Raw genomic sequence first — 13,947 nt, 5'->3', positions numbered from 1 at the left:
CGTCGTGCATAACAGAATGAAATCTACTGTTTTATTCTAGCTAAGATTTGCAGCTTTCGCGCGAATTGCGCGGATCATGGCTTCCAGTCCTTGCGAGCGCGAGGGGGTAAGATGCTGCGTCAAGGCCATTTTTTCAAACCACGGGCGCACGTCAAAAGCGGTGATATCCTTAGCCGTCATCTGGTCATAAAGGATAAATACCACCGCGATAAGTCCTTTCACGATGGCCGCGTCGCTGTCGCCGCGAAGCGCAATAGCCCCCCCCGGCTCCTGCGCCATCACGATCCACACCTGACTCTGGCAGCCCTGAATGATGTTCTGCGCGCTGTGTTCCTCCGGGCTCAGCGGCGCCAGGCGCTGTCCCAGTTCAATAATATAGAGATATTTCTCTTCCCAGTTCGCGCAACGGCTAAAGTTGCGCAGCAGTTTGTCTCTGTCCGGTAACGCCGCCATAGTCACTTCCTTTAGCTTAATAATTTGTGGATCCGCTGCAGGCCCGCTACCAGCCGGTCCACCTCTTCCGTGGTATTGTACATCGCCAGCGATGCCCGGCACATGGCAGGGACGCCGTAGAACGCCATGAGCGGCATGGCGCAGTGGTGCCCGGTCCGCACCGCGATGCCGTAGTTATCCAGGAAGCTGCCGACATCGTAGGCATGATGTTTGCCGAGATTAAAGGCAATCACTCCCAGGCGATTTGGCGGGCCGTACAGGGTTAAATCCGCCACGCTCTCCAGCGCCTGCAGCGCGTAGCGCATCAGGGTTTGTTCATATTCCGCGATTTGCGTCAGCCCCAGCGCGCTGACGTAATCCAGCGCCGCGCCCAGTCCAATGATGCCGCCGGTATTCGGCGTTCCCGCCTCGAAGCGCCACGGCGCTTTTGCCCAGGTGGTGCCTTCCGTCAGGCTGACGGTGGCGATCATCGATCCGCCCCCTTCCCACGGCGGCATCGCCTGCAAAATGTCCTGTTTGACGTAGAGTACGCCGATCCCGGTGGGGCCATACAGCTTGTGCGCGGAGAAGGCGTAAAAATCGCAGTCCAGCGCCTGAACATCAACCGGATGGTGCATGACCGCCTGCGCGCCGTCCACCAGCACCTTCGCGCCATGCTGATGGGCTAAAGCGGCCAGGGCGGCGATCGGGTTTTCGGTTCCCAGCACGTTAGACACCTGGGTGATGGCCAGCAGGCGGGTGCGATCGTCAAACAGGCCGGGGATCGCATCCAGCTGCAGGGTACCGTCCTGATTCAGCGGGATCACCCTCAGCTGCGCGCCTACTCTGGCGCACAGCATCTGCCATGGCACAATATTAGCGTGATGTTCCATCGCGCTGACGATGATATTGTCGCCGGCGCCGACGTTGGCGTTCCCCCAGCTGTTGGCCACGAGGTTAATGCCTTCCGTGGTGCCGCGAACAAACACTACCTCTTCCGCCGAGCTGGCGTTGAGGAACGTCGCCGCCTGCTGGCGCACCTGCTCCATGCGCGCCGTGGCTTCCGCGCTGAGCGTATGAATGCCGCGATGCACCGCCGCATAGCCGTGGCGGTAAAATCCCGCCTCGGCGTTAATTACCGCTTCCGGCTTCTGCGCGCTGGCGGCGCTATCGAGATAGGCTAGCGGCTGGCCGTTCACCTCGCGGTGGAGTAGCGGAAAATCCGCGCGCACGCGTTGCACAGAAAATGTCATAGGTTACCTCCCGGCAGACGCTGGCCGATACGCGCCAGTATCTGCTGCCTGAGCGCCTCATCATCGATCGCTTCGGTGAGCTCGGCGGCAAAGGCGTAAAGAATCATCTGCTGCGCCGCCTGCTGCGTAATGCCGCGCGAGCGCAGATAAAACAGCTGTTCATCATCGATGCGCCCAATGGTCGCGCCGTGACTGCACTTCACGTCATCAGCGTAAATCTCCAGCTGCGGTTTGGTATCCACTTCCGATAAGCGGCCAAGCAGCAGGTTGTTGTTGGTCATCTGGCCATCGGTTTTGATCGCATGCGGCGCGACGTTTATCAGGCCGTTAAATACCGCCCGCCCTTTGTCGTTGACGATGGTTTTATGCAGCTGGCGGCTGTTGCAGTATCCGACTTTATGATCGAGCCAGGTGCGGCTGTCGCAGACTTCGCCGTTGACCGGCATCGCCAGCGAGTTAATCCGCAGGTTGCTGTTTTCTCCGTTCAGCCGCGTGCTGGTGTGGTGGCGGAGCACCGCGCTCCCGAGGAGAAAACTGCTGCTGAAGGCGGAGCTGTCGCGCCCGAGCGCCAGGTCGTTGTGGGCAAAGTGGTAGCTTTGCGCATTCTCAAACGCCAGCTTGATATGCTGCAGGTGGGCGTTATCCGCCACGGTCATCGTCAGCCTTGCGCCGGTAAAGTGGCGCTGGTCGTTGAGGCTCAGATAATGTTCGATGATGGTCGCCTGCGCGCCGCTCTCCAGCTCCAGATGATGGCGATAGTGGGCGGTATTCATTTCATCGCTCGCCAGCCCGCGCGTCAGGTGCATAATCAGCAGCGGTTTTTGCGGGCGCTGGTTGCGCCTGACCCGGATGTGGGTGACGGTGGTTGCCAGGCTTTCGGTCAAATGCAGAAAGACTTCGGGCTGAACGGCGTCAGGCAGATGCTGACGCTCGTTATCCACCTGCACTTCATAGCCGCTGGCGGCCAGATCGTCGCTCAGGTTGTCGCTAAACTGACCGTCGACAAACACCAGGCGCCATGCCTCCACCGTTAGCGCCTGCGCGTCTCGCTGGGCCGCCGTCAGCGCCTGCGGCTGAGCGGCGACAAAGGTCTGATTCAGTAACGCGTCCAGCGGCGTATATTTCCAGTTTTCATGTTTACGCGTCGGCAGGCCCAGCCGCAGCAGCTGTTGCAGATGCTGATGCGCCTGCGGGCTGCGCTGCCCGCTTTGCGACTCAAACAGATGGTGCCACTGCTGCAGCGCGTTACTGCTGTTCGGTAAGCCAGCCATAGCCCTGCTCCTCCAGTTGTTTGACCAGAGTAAAGTCGCCGGATTTGACGATCCGCCCCTGGTACAGCACGTGGACGTAATCCGGCTTGATATAGTCGAGAATGCGCTGATAGTGGGTGACGATAATAAACGCGCGCTTGCCGTCGCGCAGGGCGTTAACGCCGTCAGAGACAATCTTCAGCGCGTCGATATCCAGCCCGGAGTCGGACTCGTCGAGGATGCACAGCTCCGGTTCCAGTACCGCCATCTGCAGGATATCGTTGCGCTTTTTCTCGCCGCCGGAGAAGCCGACGTTAACCGAACGGGTCAGCAGATCCTCGGGCATTTTCAGCAGCTTAATTTTCTCTTCCATCAGGTCCTGGAAGTCAAAGCGGTCAAGCTGCTCCTGGCCGCGGTAGCGACGCACGGCGTTCAGCGCGGTTTGCAGGAAAAACTGATTGCTGACGCCGGGAATTTCCACCGGATACTGGAAGGCCATAAAGATGCCTTCGCCGGCGCGATCCTCCGGGGCGAGTTCCAGCAGATCTTTGCCTTTAAACTCCACGCTACCGCCGGTCACTTCATAGTCTTCGCGTCCGGCCAGGGTGGCGGAGAGCGTACTTTTCCCGGAGCCGTTCGGCCCCATAATGGCGTGCACTTCGCCGGGGCGAACGTCCAGATTCAGTCCGCGCAGGATCTCTTTGTCTTCGACGGCGACCTGCAAATTTTTAATACTTAACATCTTATTTCCTTTGTTATCAGCCGACGCTGTGTTCAAGACTAATCGCCAGTAATTTCTGCGCTTCTACGGCAAACTCCAGCGGCAGCTCTGAGAAAACGTCCTTACAGAAACCGTTGACGATCATCGAAATCGCATCATCCTCGCTGATGCCGCGCTGCAGGCAGTAAAACAGCTGATCTTCGCCGATCCGCGACGTGGTCGCTTCATGCTCCAGATGCGCGCTGTTGTTCCGGCATTCCACGTAAGGGAAGGTATGCGCCCCGCTGTCCGGACCAATCAGCATCGAATCACACTGGGTGAAGTTGCGCGCGTTGGTTGCGGTGGGCATGATTTTGACCAGCCCGCGATAGCTGTTCTGGCTGTGGCCGGCAGAAATCCCCTTCGAGATAATCGTCGAGCGGGTGTTTTTACCGATATGGATCATCTTGGTCCCCGTATCCGCCTGCTGATGGCCGCTGGTCAGCGCCACCGAGAAGAACTCGCCGATGGAGTTATCCCCGCGCAGAATACAGCTTGGATATTTCCAGGTGATCGCCGAGCCGGTTTCCGACTGGGTCCACGACATTTTGCTGTTCTCGCCCTCGCACAGCGCGCGCTTGGTGACGAAGTTAAGGATCCCGCCGGTGTTGTTGTCGCCGGGGAACCAGTTTTGCACCGTGGAGTACTTCACCTCGGCGTCCTTATGAATGATCACTTCAACCACCGCCGCGTGCAGCTGGTAGCTATCGCGTACCGGCGCCGAGCAGCCTTCAATGTAGCTTACATAGCTGCCTTCGTCGGCGACCAGAATGGTGCGCTCGAACTGGCCGGTTTTTTCCGCGTTGATGCGGAAATAGGTCGACAGCTCCATCGGGCAGCGTACGCCTTTAGGAACATAGATAAAGGTCCCGTCGGAGGCCACCGCCGCGTTGAGTGCGGCAAAGAAGTTGTCGTTGCCCGGCACCACGGTGCCGAGGTATTTCTGCACCAGTTCCGGGTGATCGTGGATCGCCTCGCCGAACGAACAGAAGATAATCCCCTGCTCCGCCAACTTTTCGCGATAGGTGGTAGCGACGGAAACCGAGTCAAAAATGGCATCGACCGCCACTTCCCGCCCCTCGCGCACCGGCACGCCGAGGAGATTGAACGCCTCTTCAACTTCATTGGTCAAAAACGCGCTGGAGCCCGTCTGCTGCAAAGCGCCAGGCTCAGAGGCGCAGCCGTCATCGCAGTTGCCGCAGGAGGGCGCCGAGTAATAGCTGTAATCCTGATAGTTCAGCTTGTCGTAGTGCGCCTTCAGCCAGTGCGGCTCTTCCATCGCCTGCCAGGCCTTAAACGCGTTCAGACGAAACTCCAGCATCCATTCCGGCTCATTGCGGCGCGCGGAAATCGCCCGAACCACCTCTTCGTTTATGCCTTTCGCCAGCTCATCGGTCTGCAGCTGCGTGAAAAAGCCTTCTTTATAGTTGAGTGGCCCGCCGCTCCAGGTTTTGACATCGTCGGTTGCTTCAGTATTACGAGACATAGTTACTCCGCCTGAACGCCAAAACTTTCGCCGCAGCCGCATTCGTGCTGGGCTTTTGGATTATGGAATTTGAAGATTTGATTTAAGCCTTCGCGAACGTAATCGAGTTCGGTGCCATCAATAAACGGCATGGCCTGCAGCGGCGCCCATAGCTTCGCGCCGTCGCGCTCAAAGAGCAGGTCGTCTTTCGCCGGTTCAGCGATTAATTCGAGAACGTAGCCAAAACCGGCGCAGCCGCTGGTTTTAACCCCCAGGCGCAGCCCCTGCATATCAGGCTGTTTGCGGACCAGATCGCGAATATGGGCGGCGGCGGCTGGAGTCATGACCAGCCCACGCCAGCTAAAATCTTCGGGATTGAAAGTTCCTGCATGTGAATTCATCGCTCTACCTCATAGGTTGACGCCATCGGGACATACCGCTATGTTAGTGATAATGATTATCACTTCAACCCATCCGAAGAAGGGGTATTCCCCCATCAGGCTCTTTTTATAAGCATAGACCCTGACAGGAGAGATATCGGAGATGGAATAAATTGTTCAATACTTTGATTAATAATGTATTTTATGGGGTGGAAGGCAGAAGTTGCTGGAAAATTAAAATATGCATCGAAAATACCTATTTTTGAGATAGATGATTTGCCTTGCATACAACCCGCCGTGGAAGGCAACAGACTTACCGTCGCCTATTACGGGTAGAAAAGTGGGAGCTTTACCGGCTATGAGGCCGAAAAGGCCTGACTAACGGCGGGAATAGAACGACGCAGCGTCACGACGATTCCATAAAAAAATACGTAACCGGCGTCGCGCTGACACGGTTGCCGGTTTAATTGTACTGTAGCGTCATGACCACAACGGCACTCACGCTGCCGGGCGTCGCGCCCCCTGACATCGATTTAACCGAGGCCTGCATGGCCAGGGTGGCGGTTCTGTCTGCCGCGATGTTGCGCATAATACTGGAACCCGTCCCCTTTAGCGCGCCGCTGCCCGCTTCGCTCATCGCGATCGCCACGTTTGTTGCGGTACCGCTATTCATATAATAGTCAGGGCCGGCAACCGGATCCGGGTTTCCGGTGAAGGAGGTCGTTACGCTGCGCGTTCCCGCCGGGCAGTTGGTAAACAGCAAATTAAAGGCCACCGGGTCGGAGGATGACCCTGGCGTAACCATATTTGTTGCCTGAATATCGCCAAGATTGACATTGAGGTTGCTATTTCCGCCATTAAATATACAGGGCGAGGCAACAATATTTCCCGTTACGCCTACGCTCACGCTGTCGGCAGAAAACGCTTTCCAGCACAGAAAAGCCAGAAGAAGCATTTTTTTGTGGAGTATTTTCATTTTTTCACCTGTTACTGGTACGTCAAATTCAGCGTGGCGGTCGCGTTTGCCGAGCCTGACTCAACGGACGTTAAGGTCTGGTAATAACGGGCCGTCAACGGCAGCGTTTCCTGGCCGCCCGCAGAGCGTTTTAAGAACAGCGGGCTATTGATAGCCAACGGAGCGCCGTTATATAAAAGCTGGACTCCCACGCCTTTTGCCGTCCCGGCGCTGCCCTGCCCCGTTAATGCCATGACGCTGGTATCGGCAACGTCCGGATGCTGTACGCCGCTCAGCGATACATTAATATTGGTTCCGGCGCTGCAGCTTAATCCCAGATTCTGCGTATTCTGCGCGCCCGCAGGCGTGGTGCCGACGGCCGAGCCGAACGTTGCCGCTGAAATATCGCCAATCGGGAAGGTCAGTTGAGACGTCGTGATATTGCAGGCCAGCGCGTTAATGGTCCCATCGGTGAGGTTGGTGGTCAGGCCGTCACGGTAGACGCCGTCGCTGCCCTGTAGCGTCACCACGCCGATCGTTCCCGGCGTTAATGCGCCCGACGACACCTGGCCGGTGACCACCAGCTCAATTTTACCGCCCCACCACTCCACGTAGGAGGACTGCGCTTCATAAGAAAAGGTATTACTCGGGTTTTCAAAGTAATTCCCGGAAGAGAAGCGAATACCAATCCCCGCGACATTGGTGGCGTAAACATGATTACCGTAGCTACTCGGCGTCGCGCTAAGGTAGCGCATGCTAAACCCAAGCATTAATGGGTTGGTGCATCCGGTTAAATAAGAGCTGGTTATCGTCGCGTTACGAGAAAAAATAACCGTTCCGACCGGCGCATCACGCTGTACGGTAAGGGTTCCCACAGACAGCGTGGAGAGCTGCGGGATAATTGTCGTGCAGGTTCCGGCACGCGCGCTATTCCATCCGGCCATTAAGCCGAGCAAAATAACAGAATAAATCAATCTCATTTTTAACGTTCCTGATGACAACTGGCGCTAACTTCGGTTATTCCAGCGTAGGTTGATTGTTGCGGCAGGCTGAAATCAGCACGGCACTGTTGGCTGGACTGGCGGCCCCATGTTGCGACTATCGCCCCCTGTTCGGGCATTCCGCTTAAAAAAACCTGGCCGCGATCGCCGACGATAAAGCTGCTTTGATTACCATCAGCAAGCGTCACCACGGCGCCAAACGGCACAAAGTGGTTATTGTCCGTTAAGGTCATGAGTACCCGGCGCCCCACTTTTGCAAGGTAATCGGCCCTCACCACCGCGCCTCGCGTCGGCGTGACCGTATCGGTGTTGATCTCCAGCTCGACATCATCAGGCATACTTTGCGGGTCGAGCGTCAGGTCGTTTTTCCGATAGACGGAAATATTGCTGACCACCGTATATCCCCGGTAGTCGGTGCGCGCGCCGGGTTGATTGCGAATATTCAGGCCGTACGCGCCGGGAGCTTTGATTAAGACGTTGGTTTCACCGAGCGGTTGAGAAAGCGTGATGCCGTCGGCGTGGGCGATAACGCCGCCCTGCAGACCATAATTAAGCCGCTCGCTATTTCTGTCGTAGCTATAGCCCGCCGTCACTTCGCCGTACGTGGCTTTATAGTCACCGTTCATATTGCCGATGTAACCCACGCCATTCGTACCGTAACCCTGCTGTACGTTCCAGTTCAGCGAGTTGTTTTCCAGCGCGACGCCGTTGATGCCGATGTTGTGCGTCGTTCCGTTATTCTTGCTGGCGTTCATGCCATAGCTGGCCCACGTTTGCGGGAGGAATTTCTCCAGCGGTACGCTGACGTTAAACGCCAACTGCTGGTCATGGTCGCTGTTTCGCCCGCGCCCGCCGTCGTATGACGCAGCGCTGCCATTTCTGCTGTATGTCCAGGTCAGGCCGTAGCTAATATTGCGCCAGTAGTTGTTGTATCCGACGCTCCAGGAAGCCATCGACCTGGCGGAATTCCAGTAGTCTTCCCGCGCCGCGCTGAGGGTAAGCGACCCCAGCTCACGACTCAGCGTCTGGCTCATCGTCAGCTCCGCGCGGTTGCGCCTGCGCTCCTGCAGCGCGCTGCTGTCGCCATATGAATCGAGGACTTCCTGCATCCCGTAATAGCCGCTGGTCGAATAGCGGTAGCCCGCAATGGAAAAGTGGGTCCCGGTCCCGGCGAAGTTTTTGCTATAACGCGCTCGCCAGGATTGGCCCTGTGATTTTTCCTTTTTATCCGGCGTTGACCAGCCCTGAGTAACGTCGGCGGAGATAGCGCCTAACGCTCCCATATTTTTGCCCACGCCAAAGGCAAGCGACTGGTATTTGCTTGACTCTTGCAGGCCGCCATAGAGGGTAATGCCGTGCTGCAGACCATAAATTGCGGTGGCTTGCCCGAAAGGGGTCTTATCCACGCTGCTGTTATAGGAGCGATATTGCCCGCCGGTGATGGCGTATTTTAAGCGCCCTTCCCGTTGCAATACCGGCAGCGAGGCGTAGGGCAGCGTGAAGTGCTGTTCGCTGCCATCGGCTTCTTTAATCGTCACGTCGAGGTCGCCCGCGCCGCCGGTGGGATACATATCCCTAATCTCAAACGCCCCCGGCGCAACGTAGCTTTGGTAGATCTGATAGCCGTTCTGGCGCACCACGACCTGCGCATTGGTTCGAGCAATACCGCGCACCACGGGCGCATAGCCCTTAAGAGAATCCGGTAACATATCGTCATCTGACGCCAGCTGGCCGCCGCGAAACGGCATACTGTCAAACACATCGGCAGGCGCGGAGCTGTCCCCGACGGTAAGCTGGCCTTTCAGCGGAATAATGGCGCGCTGTGCGTAGGTATAAACGGTATCCCATTTATCCTGGCCGGAGGATTCCCGTGACCAGGTGGTGTAGTTGCGAAAACGCCACGGCCCGATATTGATACCCGGACGCAGGTTCGCATACTGGCTGTCGCTGCTGGCGCCTTGACCCGTTTTCGCCCAATTGTTTGCTCCGCTCAGGCTGTAATTGAGCATGGCCGCAGTAATCCCCTCATCCCACATTTCCGGCGGCACATAGCCCCTTGCCGGCAGGCTGATCGCCGCCTGGGGAATGCTGATGACCAGCCGCTGGGCGCCAAACTGAAAATCGGCGCTGGCCTGCGGAATCGCCTGGAGATTGGCGCAATCACTTTCTTCTACCGCCAACTGGGGAAAAAGATCGGTTTTCACGCCCCACTGTTTTAAGAGTTCAATGCTCAAACAGGGCTGTAATGCTTCACTACCGTCAGCGGTCTTTGCCATCGCAAAAGGAATATCCCGGGTATCCATTAGCTGGTCATCAAGAATAATATCCACGTGGTATGTTCCCGGCGCCTGGGAGCCAGACTCGAAAGCCGATAAATCCGCTTTGCCCACCCCGGGGTTATCCAGTTCTACCAGCGCCGTATTAAACGAATCACTGGCATACAGCTCCTGTGAAATACCGGTAAACGCGAAGGCGATAAGCGTCGCCAGACGCGCAGGTCGCAATTTATTATTTTTTATTGTCATCGCTATTAACCTATTTAACGCAGGACGGGCCATGTGTTCAGGGGTTACAAGTTGGCTTGATGTGATGCTCCGGGGCTACCATAGTCATTAATGATTTTAAATGTCAGGGCATTACCGGCGGCCCCCTCCGGCAATGGGAACCGGGCTGTCGAAGCAGGCAAAACATACGACACCTGCGCCAGCGCTTTCCCGCCCACGCTAATTTCATTGAAGTTAATGACGTAAGGCGTTGGGTTATTCACCTGAAGTTCATCGCCGCTTCTTTGCCAGGTGAGCTTATTCGCCTGTTCTTCCGGCGTTGACCCACGAAGAGTGACGGGTCGGTAAATCAGTTTGATCCGCGTTTTCACGGCAATTTGCAGGGAGTTCATCTGCTTTGATGCCGAGGGAATTGCTTTAATATTCACCCAGAACAAGCTTTCTTGCGTTTGAGGCAGTGAACCTATCGCGACAATTCGTTCAATATTTTTTTGTCCGCTATCCAGACGGTACAGCGGAGGCGTAATAATAAAAGGCGTTTTACCAGCCCCCCCGTCTCGCTCATCTATCCATGATTGAATTAAATAAGGCGTCGTGTCAGGATTATTAACGCTGATGGAGGATTCTTTTTTCGCACCATCGAAAATGATCCGCGTGCCGCCAATAATAACTCCGGCGATAGCGCTCGCCTGCATCAGCGTTAATATTGTCATCGCCAGGCCAAATGTTCTGATAAAACGCATTGTATACCTCTTAAAACAAAGGGGCCGGGCCGGCCCCCTACTGATTACTGCAAAAAACTTAGTTATAAACTACGGAGAAGTTAGCGACCGAGTTAGCTGGACCGGCGACCACCGCCGCATTAGTCGATTGATACTGAGCATAAAAATTCAGCGTATTATCAGCGGTGCTGCTGAGAGTATAAGAATAACCGTTGCTGCCGTGCAGAGGCAGGTCGGCTTTATCCGCCGTCATTAGGTTAATTGCGACGCCGGTGGCAGCGCCAGGAACCGACGAATCAATTGCCAGCAGGCTGGAATTGCTTAAATCGGGGGTTCCATCGAAGCGCACTTTGGCATTGATAACAGTTGCCGGACAGTTTTTCAAAATAATATCGAATTTCGTCGCGGCGGTTCTGGAACCGGCTGCCGGGAATTCAGTTTTATAATAATCGCCCAACACCACGACCTGATTTTTAGACGCGACATCGATGTCGCAGGCGGCATCCAAAATATTGCCATTAAAATTAACGGTACCCGCTGCTGCGAAAGCATGACTCATAGATAATGCAGAACCTGCTGCAAGCATAGCAATAACAATTGTCTTTTTCATAACGCCATATCCTGTTTTACTTTATTGACATTCAGGCAAAACACTTAATGTCCGCATCTTGCCATTGCTTTAATATATTGCCGGGAACCAGTGGTATATCACTCACCACTGAAACGCTTTATTCAAACCGGATTACCCCTGCCGACGAGACAAAATTTATACAACTACTTTTCAGCACACAATCTATTTCGCGGTCTACCCGTAGACTCAAAGTTAACAAAAATAAAACAATTAAATTAAGGAACTCCTTAATCAAACGTCTCCCAGTCTATTTTTGGACCAAAACACGAAAACAATTAAATCAATTAGTTAAGAGAAAATTCATGATCGGTCTATTAATAGACCTAACGTAAACATTCCCTGAAATGATGTTTTTTAAGATAATTCCCAACATCGATCAAAAAACGATCGCATAAGTTAGTGAGGTATCTTATGAATACGCGAATTATTCCTGAACTCTGCAATGAGCCTGCTGAGGTTCTGAGTATAAAACCCTTTAAGCACATTGAAAGGTTAATCGATAATATTCTGCCGCATGCCGAGAGGCGAATTGTATCAAAAGGCGATATCGTCCATTATTACGATAATGAAGTTCGGCAGTGTTTTTTACTTATCCACGGCAGCGTTGCTTTGCATCGTCGTGGCGATGGTATTGTTTTAAACTCCGAGTCATCGCCCTTTCTTCTCGGCGTATGTAGCCAGTTTTCCTCCGAACGCCTGTATGTCAGAGTTCTGGAAACATCGGAAATCGCGGCCGTTTCGCTGGACTGTTTTAATCGCGTGGTGGCGCAGCAAAATCTATGGGAGCATTTTTCAAAGCTGCTGATCTATACCGCATCACGGGTCTATGAACATTGCGCCCAGATATCGCAAATGTCGGCCTACGATATCATCCGCTTTCAACTTGTTGAATTAATGCAAGAGCCCGAAGCTATCAGGAAAAATACCACCGCGGCGGCCTATATCAAAAGCCGAACCTATCTTTCCCGCAGCGGCGTGATGCGCATTCTGGCGGAGCTAAGAACGGGTAAATACATAACGATGGAACGCGGCGTACTGATCGACATCCACCACCTACCGCGGAAATACTGATTGTGCCATTAACTGCGGGGGTGGCAAGAGATAAGCGCAAGGTTATAATAAGTCCGATCCTCTTCAGGAATTTCTGACTATGTCATCGGCAAAGCAAGCATTTCGCGGCTCACCTTACGCACAGGAGTTTATTTCTCATTTACAGCCATACTGCACTCCGTACAGTACAGGGCGTGGTGAGCGATTTGACCTTCAGGTGAAGGGTCAAGGGATGTGTTATCTCATTCTTGAAGGGACAATAGCGTTATACCGCAGAAGTGACGATATGATGCTTTCCACTTCGCGCAGCCCCGCGATTTTCGGCCTCGCTAACCTGACAGACATTTACTTCAATGATTATTTTAAAACCGTCACGCCGTGCCTGATTGGCGTTCTTACCACCGATCGCGTCGAGGAAATTATTAAAGAGAAGGCGCTATGGGGATTACTTTCTAAACAGCTGATGTTTGTCTATAACCGCCTCTATCACAACGTCATGCCCCAGGGGGCGCCAACGGCCTACGAGATGATTCGCCAGCAGTTGCTCAGGCTAATGGAGGAAGAAGCGGATTATCGGCACAGCGTGACGGCTGAACGTTATATCCGGGAGAAAACCCAGCTTTCCCGTAGCGGCGTTATGCGCATTCTGGCCGATCTAAAAACCGGCGGCTTCATCGAAATGGAAGAGGGAAAACTGATAAAAATCAACAAGCTTCCTGCTAAGTACTGATTAACAGGATTGAGCATGCGCTCTTCTCTCAATCCGGTCGCCAGCCCAATGCATTCATGAAACGAATTCTATTCGTTTTCATTATAAGTATTGTCGTTTCACAAAAATAAAGATTTATTCACTGCTGGCTGGCTCATGTAGAATGCGCTGCTAAATTTCCTTCATCTTTTAACGCAATGTCGCAACGGCGACCGTTCGGGAACCTGTGTAGTACTGAATTATGGAAATAGAAACAGATGTCATGTCGATGTGTATGGTCGTATTGTTAATTATTAGCGTTTTGCTCGATTAACCTCTTCCCTCGAAAAATCCGTGAGCCTCGCCGTCGCCGGACAGATCTTTATATTGATGAAGGAACAGGCCCCGGCCGACGTCGTACCGGGCCGGTGAGCGCATATTGGGTCAAGGATTCAGAGAGGCGATATTGCCCGGACAGGCATTGGCAGGATATTAAAAAAGGCTGCCGACAATGGCGGCAGCCTCTTCACTTTATGGCATAGCTGATACGGAGCGCGAATTAGCTCCTGATCTTTCTGTAGATAAACAGGACCACCAGCGCGCCAATCACCGCCACGACAAAGCTGCCGAAATTAAAACCATCTACACGGCCAAAGCCGAAGAAAGTACTAATCCAACCCCCGACAACTGCACCGATGACACCGAGAATTACGGTAACGATAAATCCGCCGCCGTCTTTCCCCGGCATAATCCACTTGGCTAAAATACCGGCAATAAGGCCAAAAATGATCCATGAAATGATACCCATAGCTAACTCCATCCTCTCGTTACTTGTAAATCTCTGGTATATAAAAGA

14 protein-coding genes are annotated in these 13,947 nt (G+C 54.0%); 2 read left to right on the top strand and 12 right to left on the bottom strand.

The annotated features are described in order from the left end of the window. Positions 1-36: 36 nt before the first annotated feature. From sufE to GUC22_RS10840, 11 genes are all read right to left on the bottom strand, one after another. Entirely contained in the window at positions 37-453 is a 417-nt protein-coding gene (sufE, locus tag GUC22_RS10890; RefSeq protein ID WP_024357900.1) for a cysteine desulfuration protein SufE, read from the bottom strand. A gap of 11 nt (positions 454-464) precedes the next feature. Next, positions 465-1,685 (bottom strand): cysteine desulfurase SufS, encoded by a 1,221-nt coding sequence (gene sufS / locus GUC22_RS10885; RefSeq protein WP_064342828.1) that lies wholly within the window; start codon positions 1,683-1,685, stop codon positions 465-467. After that, positions 1,682-2,956, bottom strand: a complete 1,275-nt coding sequence (sufD, locus tag GUC22_RS10880; protein WP_101867915.1) for a Fe-S cluster assembly protein SufD — start codon at positions 2,954-2,956, stop codon at positions 1,682-1,684. Before sufD ends, sufS begins: the two co-directional genes overlap by 4 nt. Beyond that, on the bottom strand, positions 2,931-3,677 hold the full coding sequence (gene sufC / locus GUC22_RS10875; RefSeq protein ID WP_148865701.1) for a Fe-S cluster assembly ATPase SufC: 747 nt from the start codon (positions 3,675-3,677) through the stop codon (positions 2,931-2,933). Before sufC ends, sufD begins: the two co-directional genes overlap by 26 nt. A 16-nt stretch (positions 3,678-3,693) precedes the next feature. Next, positions 3,694-5,181, bottom strand: coding sequence for a Fe-S cluster assembly protein SufB (gene sufB / locus GUC22_RS10870; protein WP_049085414.1), 1,488 nt, complete (start codon positions 5,179-5,181; stop codon positions 3,694-3,696). A gap of 2 nt (positions 5,182-5,183) precedes the next feature. Then, complete coding sequence (gene sufA / locus GUC22_RS10865) at positions 5,184-5,561, bottom strand: Fe-S cluster assembly scaffold SufA (protein WP_004119171.1); 378 nt, start codon at positions 5,559-5,561, stop codon at positions 5,184-5,186. A gap of 442 nt (positions 5,562-6,003) precedes the next feature. After that, positions 6,004-6,516 carry a fimbrial protein gene (locus GUC22_RS10860; protein WP_049088734.1) on the bottom strand — a complete coding sequence of 171 codons (513 nt, stop codon included), beginning with the start codon at positions 6,514-6,516 and terminating at the stop codon, positions 6,004-6,006. Between the two features lie 11 nt (positions 6,517-6,527). Then, positions 6,528-7,475, bottom strand: a complete 948-nt coding sequence (locus tag GUC22_RS10855; RefSeq protein WP_049088735.1) for a fimbrial protein — start codon at positions 7,473-7,475, stop codon at positions 6,528-6,530. A 2-nt stretch (positions 7,476-7,477) separates the two neighbouring features. Continuing rightward, a complete protein-coding gene (locus tag GUC22_RS10850) occupies positions 7,478-10,021 on the bottom strand; it encodes a fimbria/pilus outer membrane usher protein (RefSeq protein ID WP_154932451.1) in 2,544 nt (847 codons plus the stop codon). 44 nt (positions 10,022-10,065) lie between these two features. Further along, positions 10,066-10,743 carry a molecular chaperone gene (locus tag GUC22_RS10845; protein WP_098363474.1) on the bottom strand — a complete coding sequence of 226 codons (678 nt, stop codon included), beginning with the start codon at positions 10,741-10,743 and terminating at the stop codon, positions 10,066-10,068. Between the two features lie 58 nt (positions 10,744-10,801). Then, the gene (locus tag GUC22_RS10840) at positions 10,802-11,332 is read right to left on the bottom strand and encodes a fimbrial protein (RefSeq protein ID WP_082237049.1); all 531 of its coding nucleotides are present in this window, start codon (positions 11,330-11,332) and stop codon (positions 10,802-10,804) included. A 432-nt stretch (positions 11,333-11,764) separates the two neighbouring features. Between GUC22_RS10840 and GUC22_RS10835 the strand changes: the two genes are divergently transcribed. Beyond that, positions 11,765-12,424 carry a winged helix-turn-helix transcriptional regulator gene (locus GUC22_RS10835; RefSeq protein WP_004132909.1) on the top strand — a complete coding sequence of 220 codons (660 nt, stop codon included), beginning with the start codon at positions 11,765-11,767 and terminating at the stop codon, positions 12,422-12,424. Positions 12,425-12,503: 79 nt separating this feature from the next. Beyond that, complete coding sequence (locus tag GUC22_RS10830; protein ID WP_004132907.1) at positions 12,504-13,133, top strand: helix-turn-helix domain-containing protein; 630 nt, start codon at positions 12,504-12,506, stop codon at positions 13,131-13,133. Positions 13,134-13,650: 517 nt separating this feature from the next. Here the strand turns inward: GUC22_RS10830 and GUC22_RS10825 are convergent. Next, the gene (locus GUC22_RS10825) at positions 13,651-13,899 is read right to left on the bottom strand and encodes a GlsB/YeaQ/YmgE family stress response membrane protein (RefSeq protein WP_004102935.1); all 249 of its coding nucleotides are present in this window, start codon (positions 13,897-13,899) and stop codon (positions 13,651-13,653) included. Positions 13,900-13,947: the final 48 nt, after the last annotated feature.

Source organism: Klebsiella sp. MPUS7, from assembly GCF_009905335.1.
In the GTDB taxonomy this organism is placed as follows: domain Bacteria; phylum Pseudomonadota; class Gammaproteobacteria; order Enterobacterales; family Enterobacteriaceae; genus Klebsiella; species Klebsiella grimontii.
This window is presented reverse-complemented; position numbering and strand designations above follow the sequence as displayed.

Coding starts and splice junctions, on each gene's coding strand:
- GUC22_RS10830 (WP_004132907.1), top strand. CDS start 12,504: ATGTCATCGGCAAAGCAAGCATTTCGCGGCTCACCTTACGCACAGGAG.
- GUC22_RS10835 (WP_004132909.1), top strand. CDS start 11,765: ATGAATACGCGAATTATTCCTGAACTCTGCAATGAGCCTGCTGAGGTT.
- sufC (WP_148865701.1), bottom strand. CDS start 3,677: ATGTTAAGTATTAAAAATTTGCAGGTCGCCGTCGAAGACAAAGAGATC.
- sufB (WP_049085414.1), bottom strand. CDS start 5,181: ATGTCTCGTAATACTGAAGCAACCGACGATGTCAAAACCTGGAGCGGC.
- GUC22_RS10855 (WP_049088735.1), bottom strand. CDS start 7,475: ATGAGATTGATTTATTCTGTTATTTTGCTCGGCTTAATGGCCGGATGG.
- sufD (WP_101867915.1), bottom strand. CDS start 2,956: ATGGCTGGCTTACCGAACAGCAGTAACGCGCTGCAGCAGTGGCACCAT.
- sufE (WP_024357900.1), bottom strand. CDS start 453: ATGGCGGCGTTACCGGACAGAGACAAACTGCTGCGCAACTTTAGCCGT.
- sufA (WP_004119171.1), bottom strand. CDS start 5,561: ATGAATTCACATGCAGGAACTTTCAATCCCGAAGATTTTAGCTGGCGT.
- GUC22_RS10850 (WP_154932451.1), bottom strand. CDS start 10,021: ATGACAATAAAAAATAATAAATTGCGACCTGCGCGTCTGGCGACGCTT.
- sufS (WP_064342828.1), bottom strand. CDS start 1,685: ATGACATTTTCTGTGCAACGCGTGCGCGCGGATTTTCCGCTACTCCAC.
- GUC22_RS10840 (WP_082237049.1), bottom strand. CDS start 11,332: ATGAAAAAGACAATTGTTATTGCTATGCTTGCAGCAGGTTCTGCATTA.
- GUC22_RS10825 (WP_004102935.1), bottom strand. CDS start 13,899: ATGGGTATCATTTCATGGATCATTTTTGGCCTTATTGCCGGTATTTTA.
- GUC22_RS10860 (WP_049088734.1), bottom strand. CDS start 6,516: ATGAAAATACTCCACAAAAAAATGCTTCTTCTGGCTTTTCTGTGCTGG.
- GUC22_RS10845 (WP_098363474.1), bottom strand. CDS start 10,743: ATGCGTTTTATCAGAACATTTGGCCTGGCGATGACAATATTAACGCTG.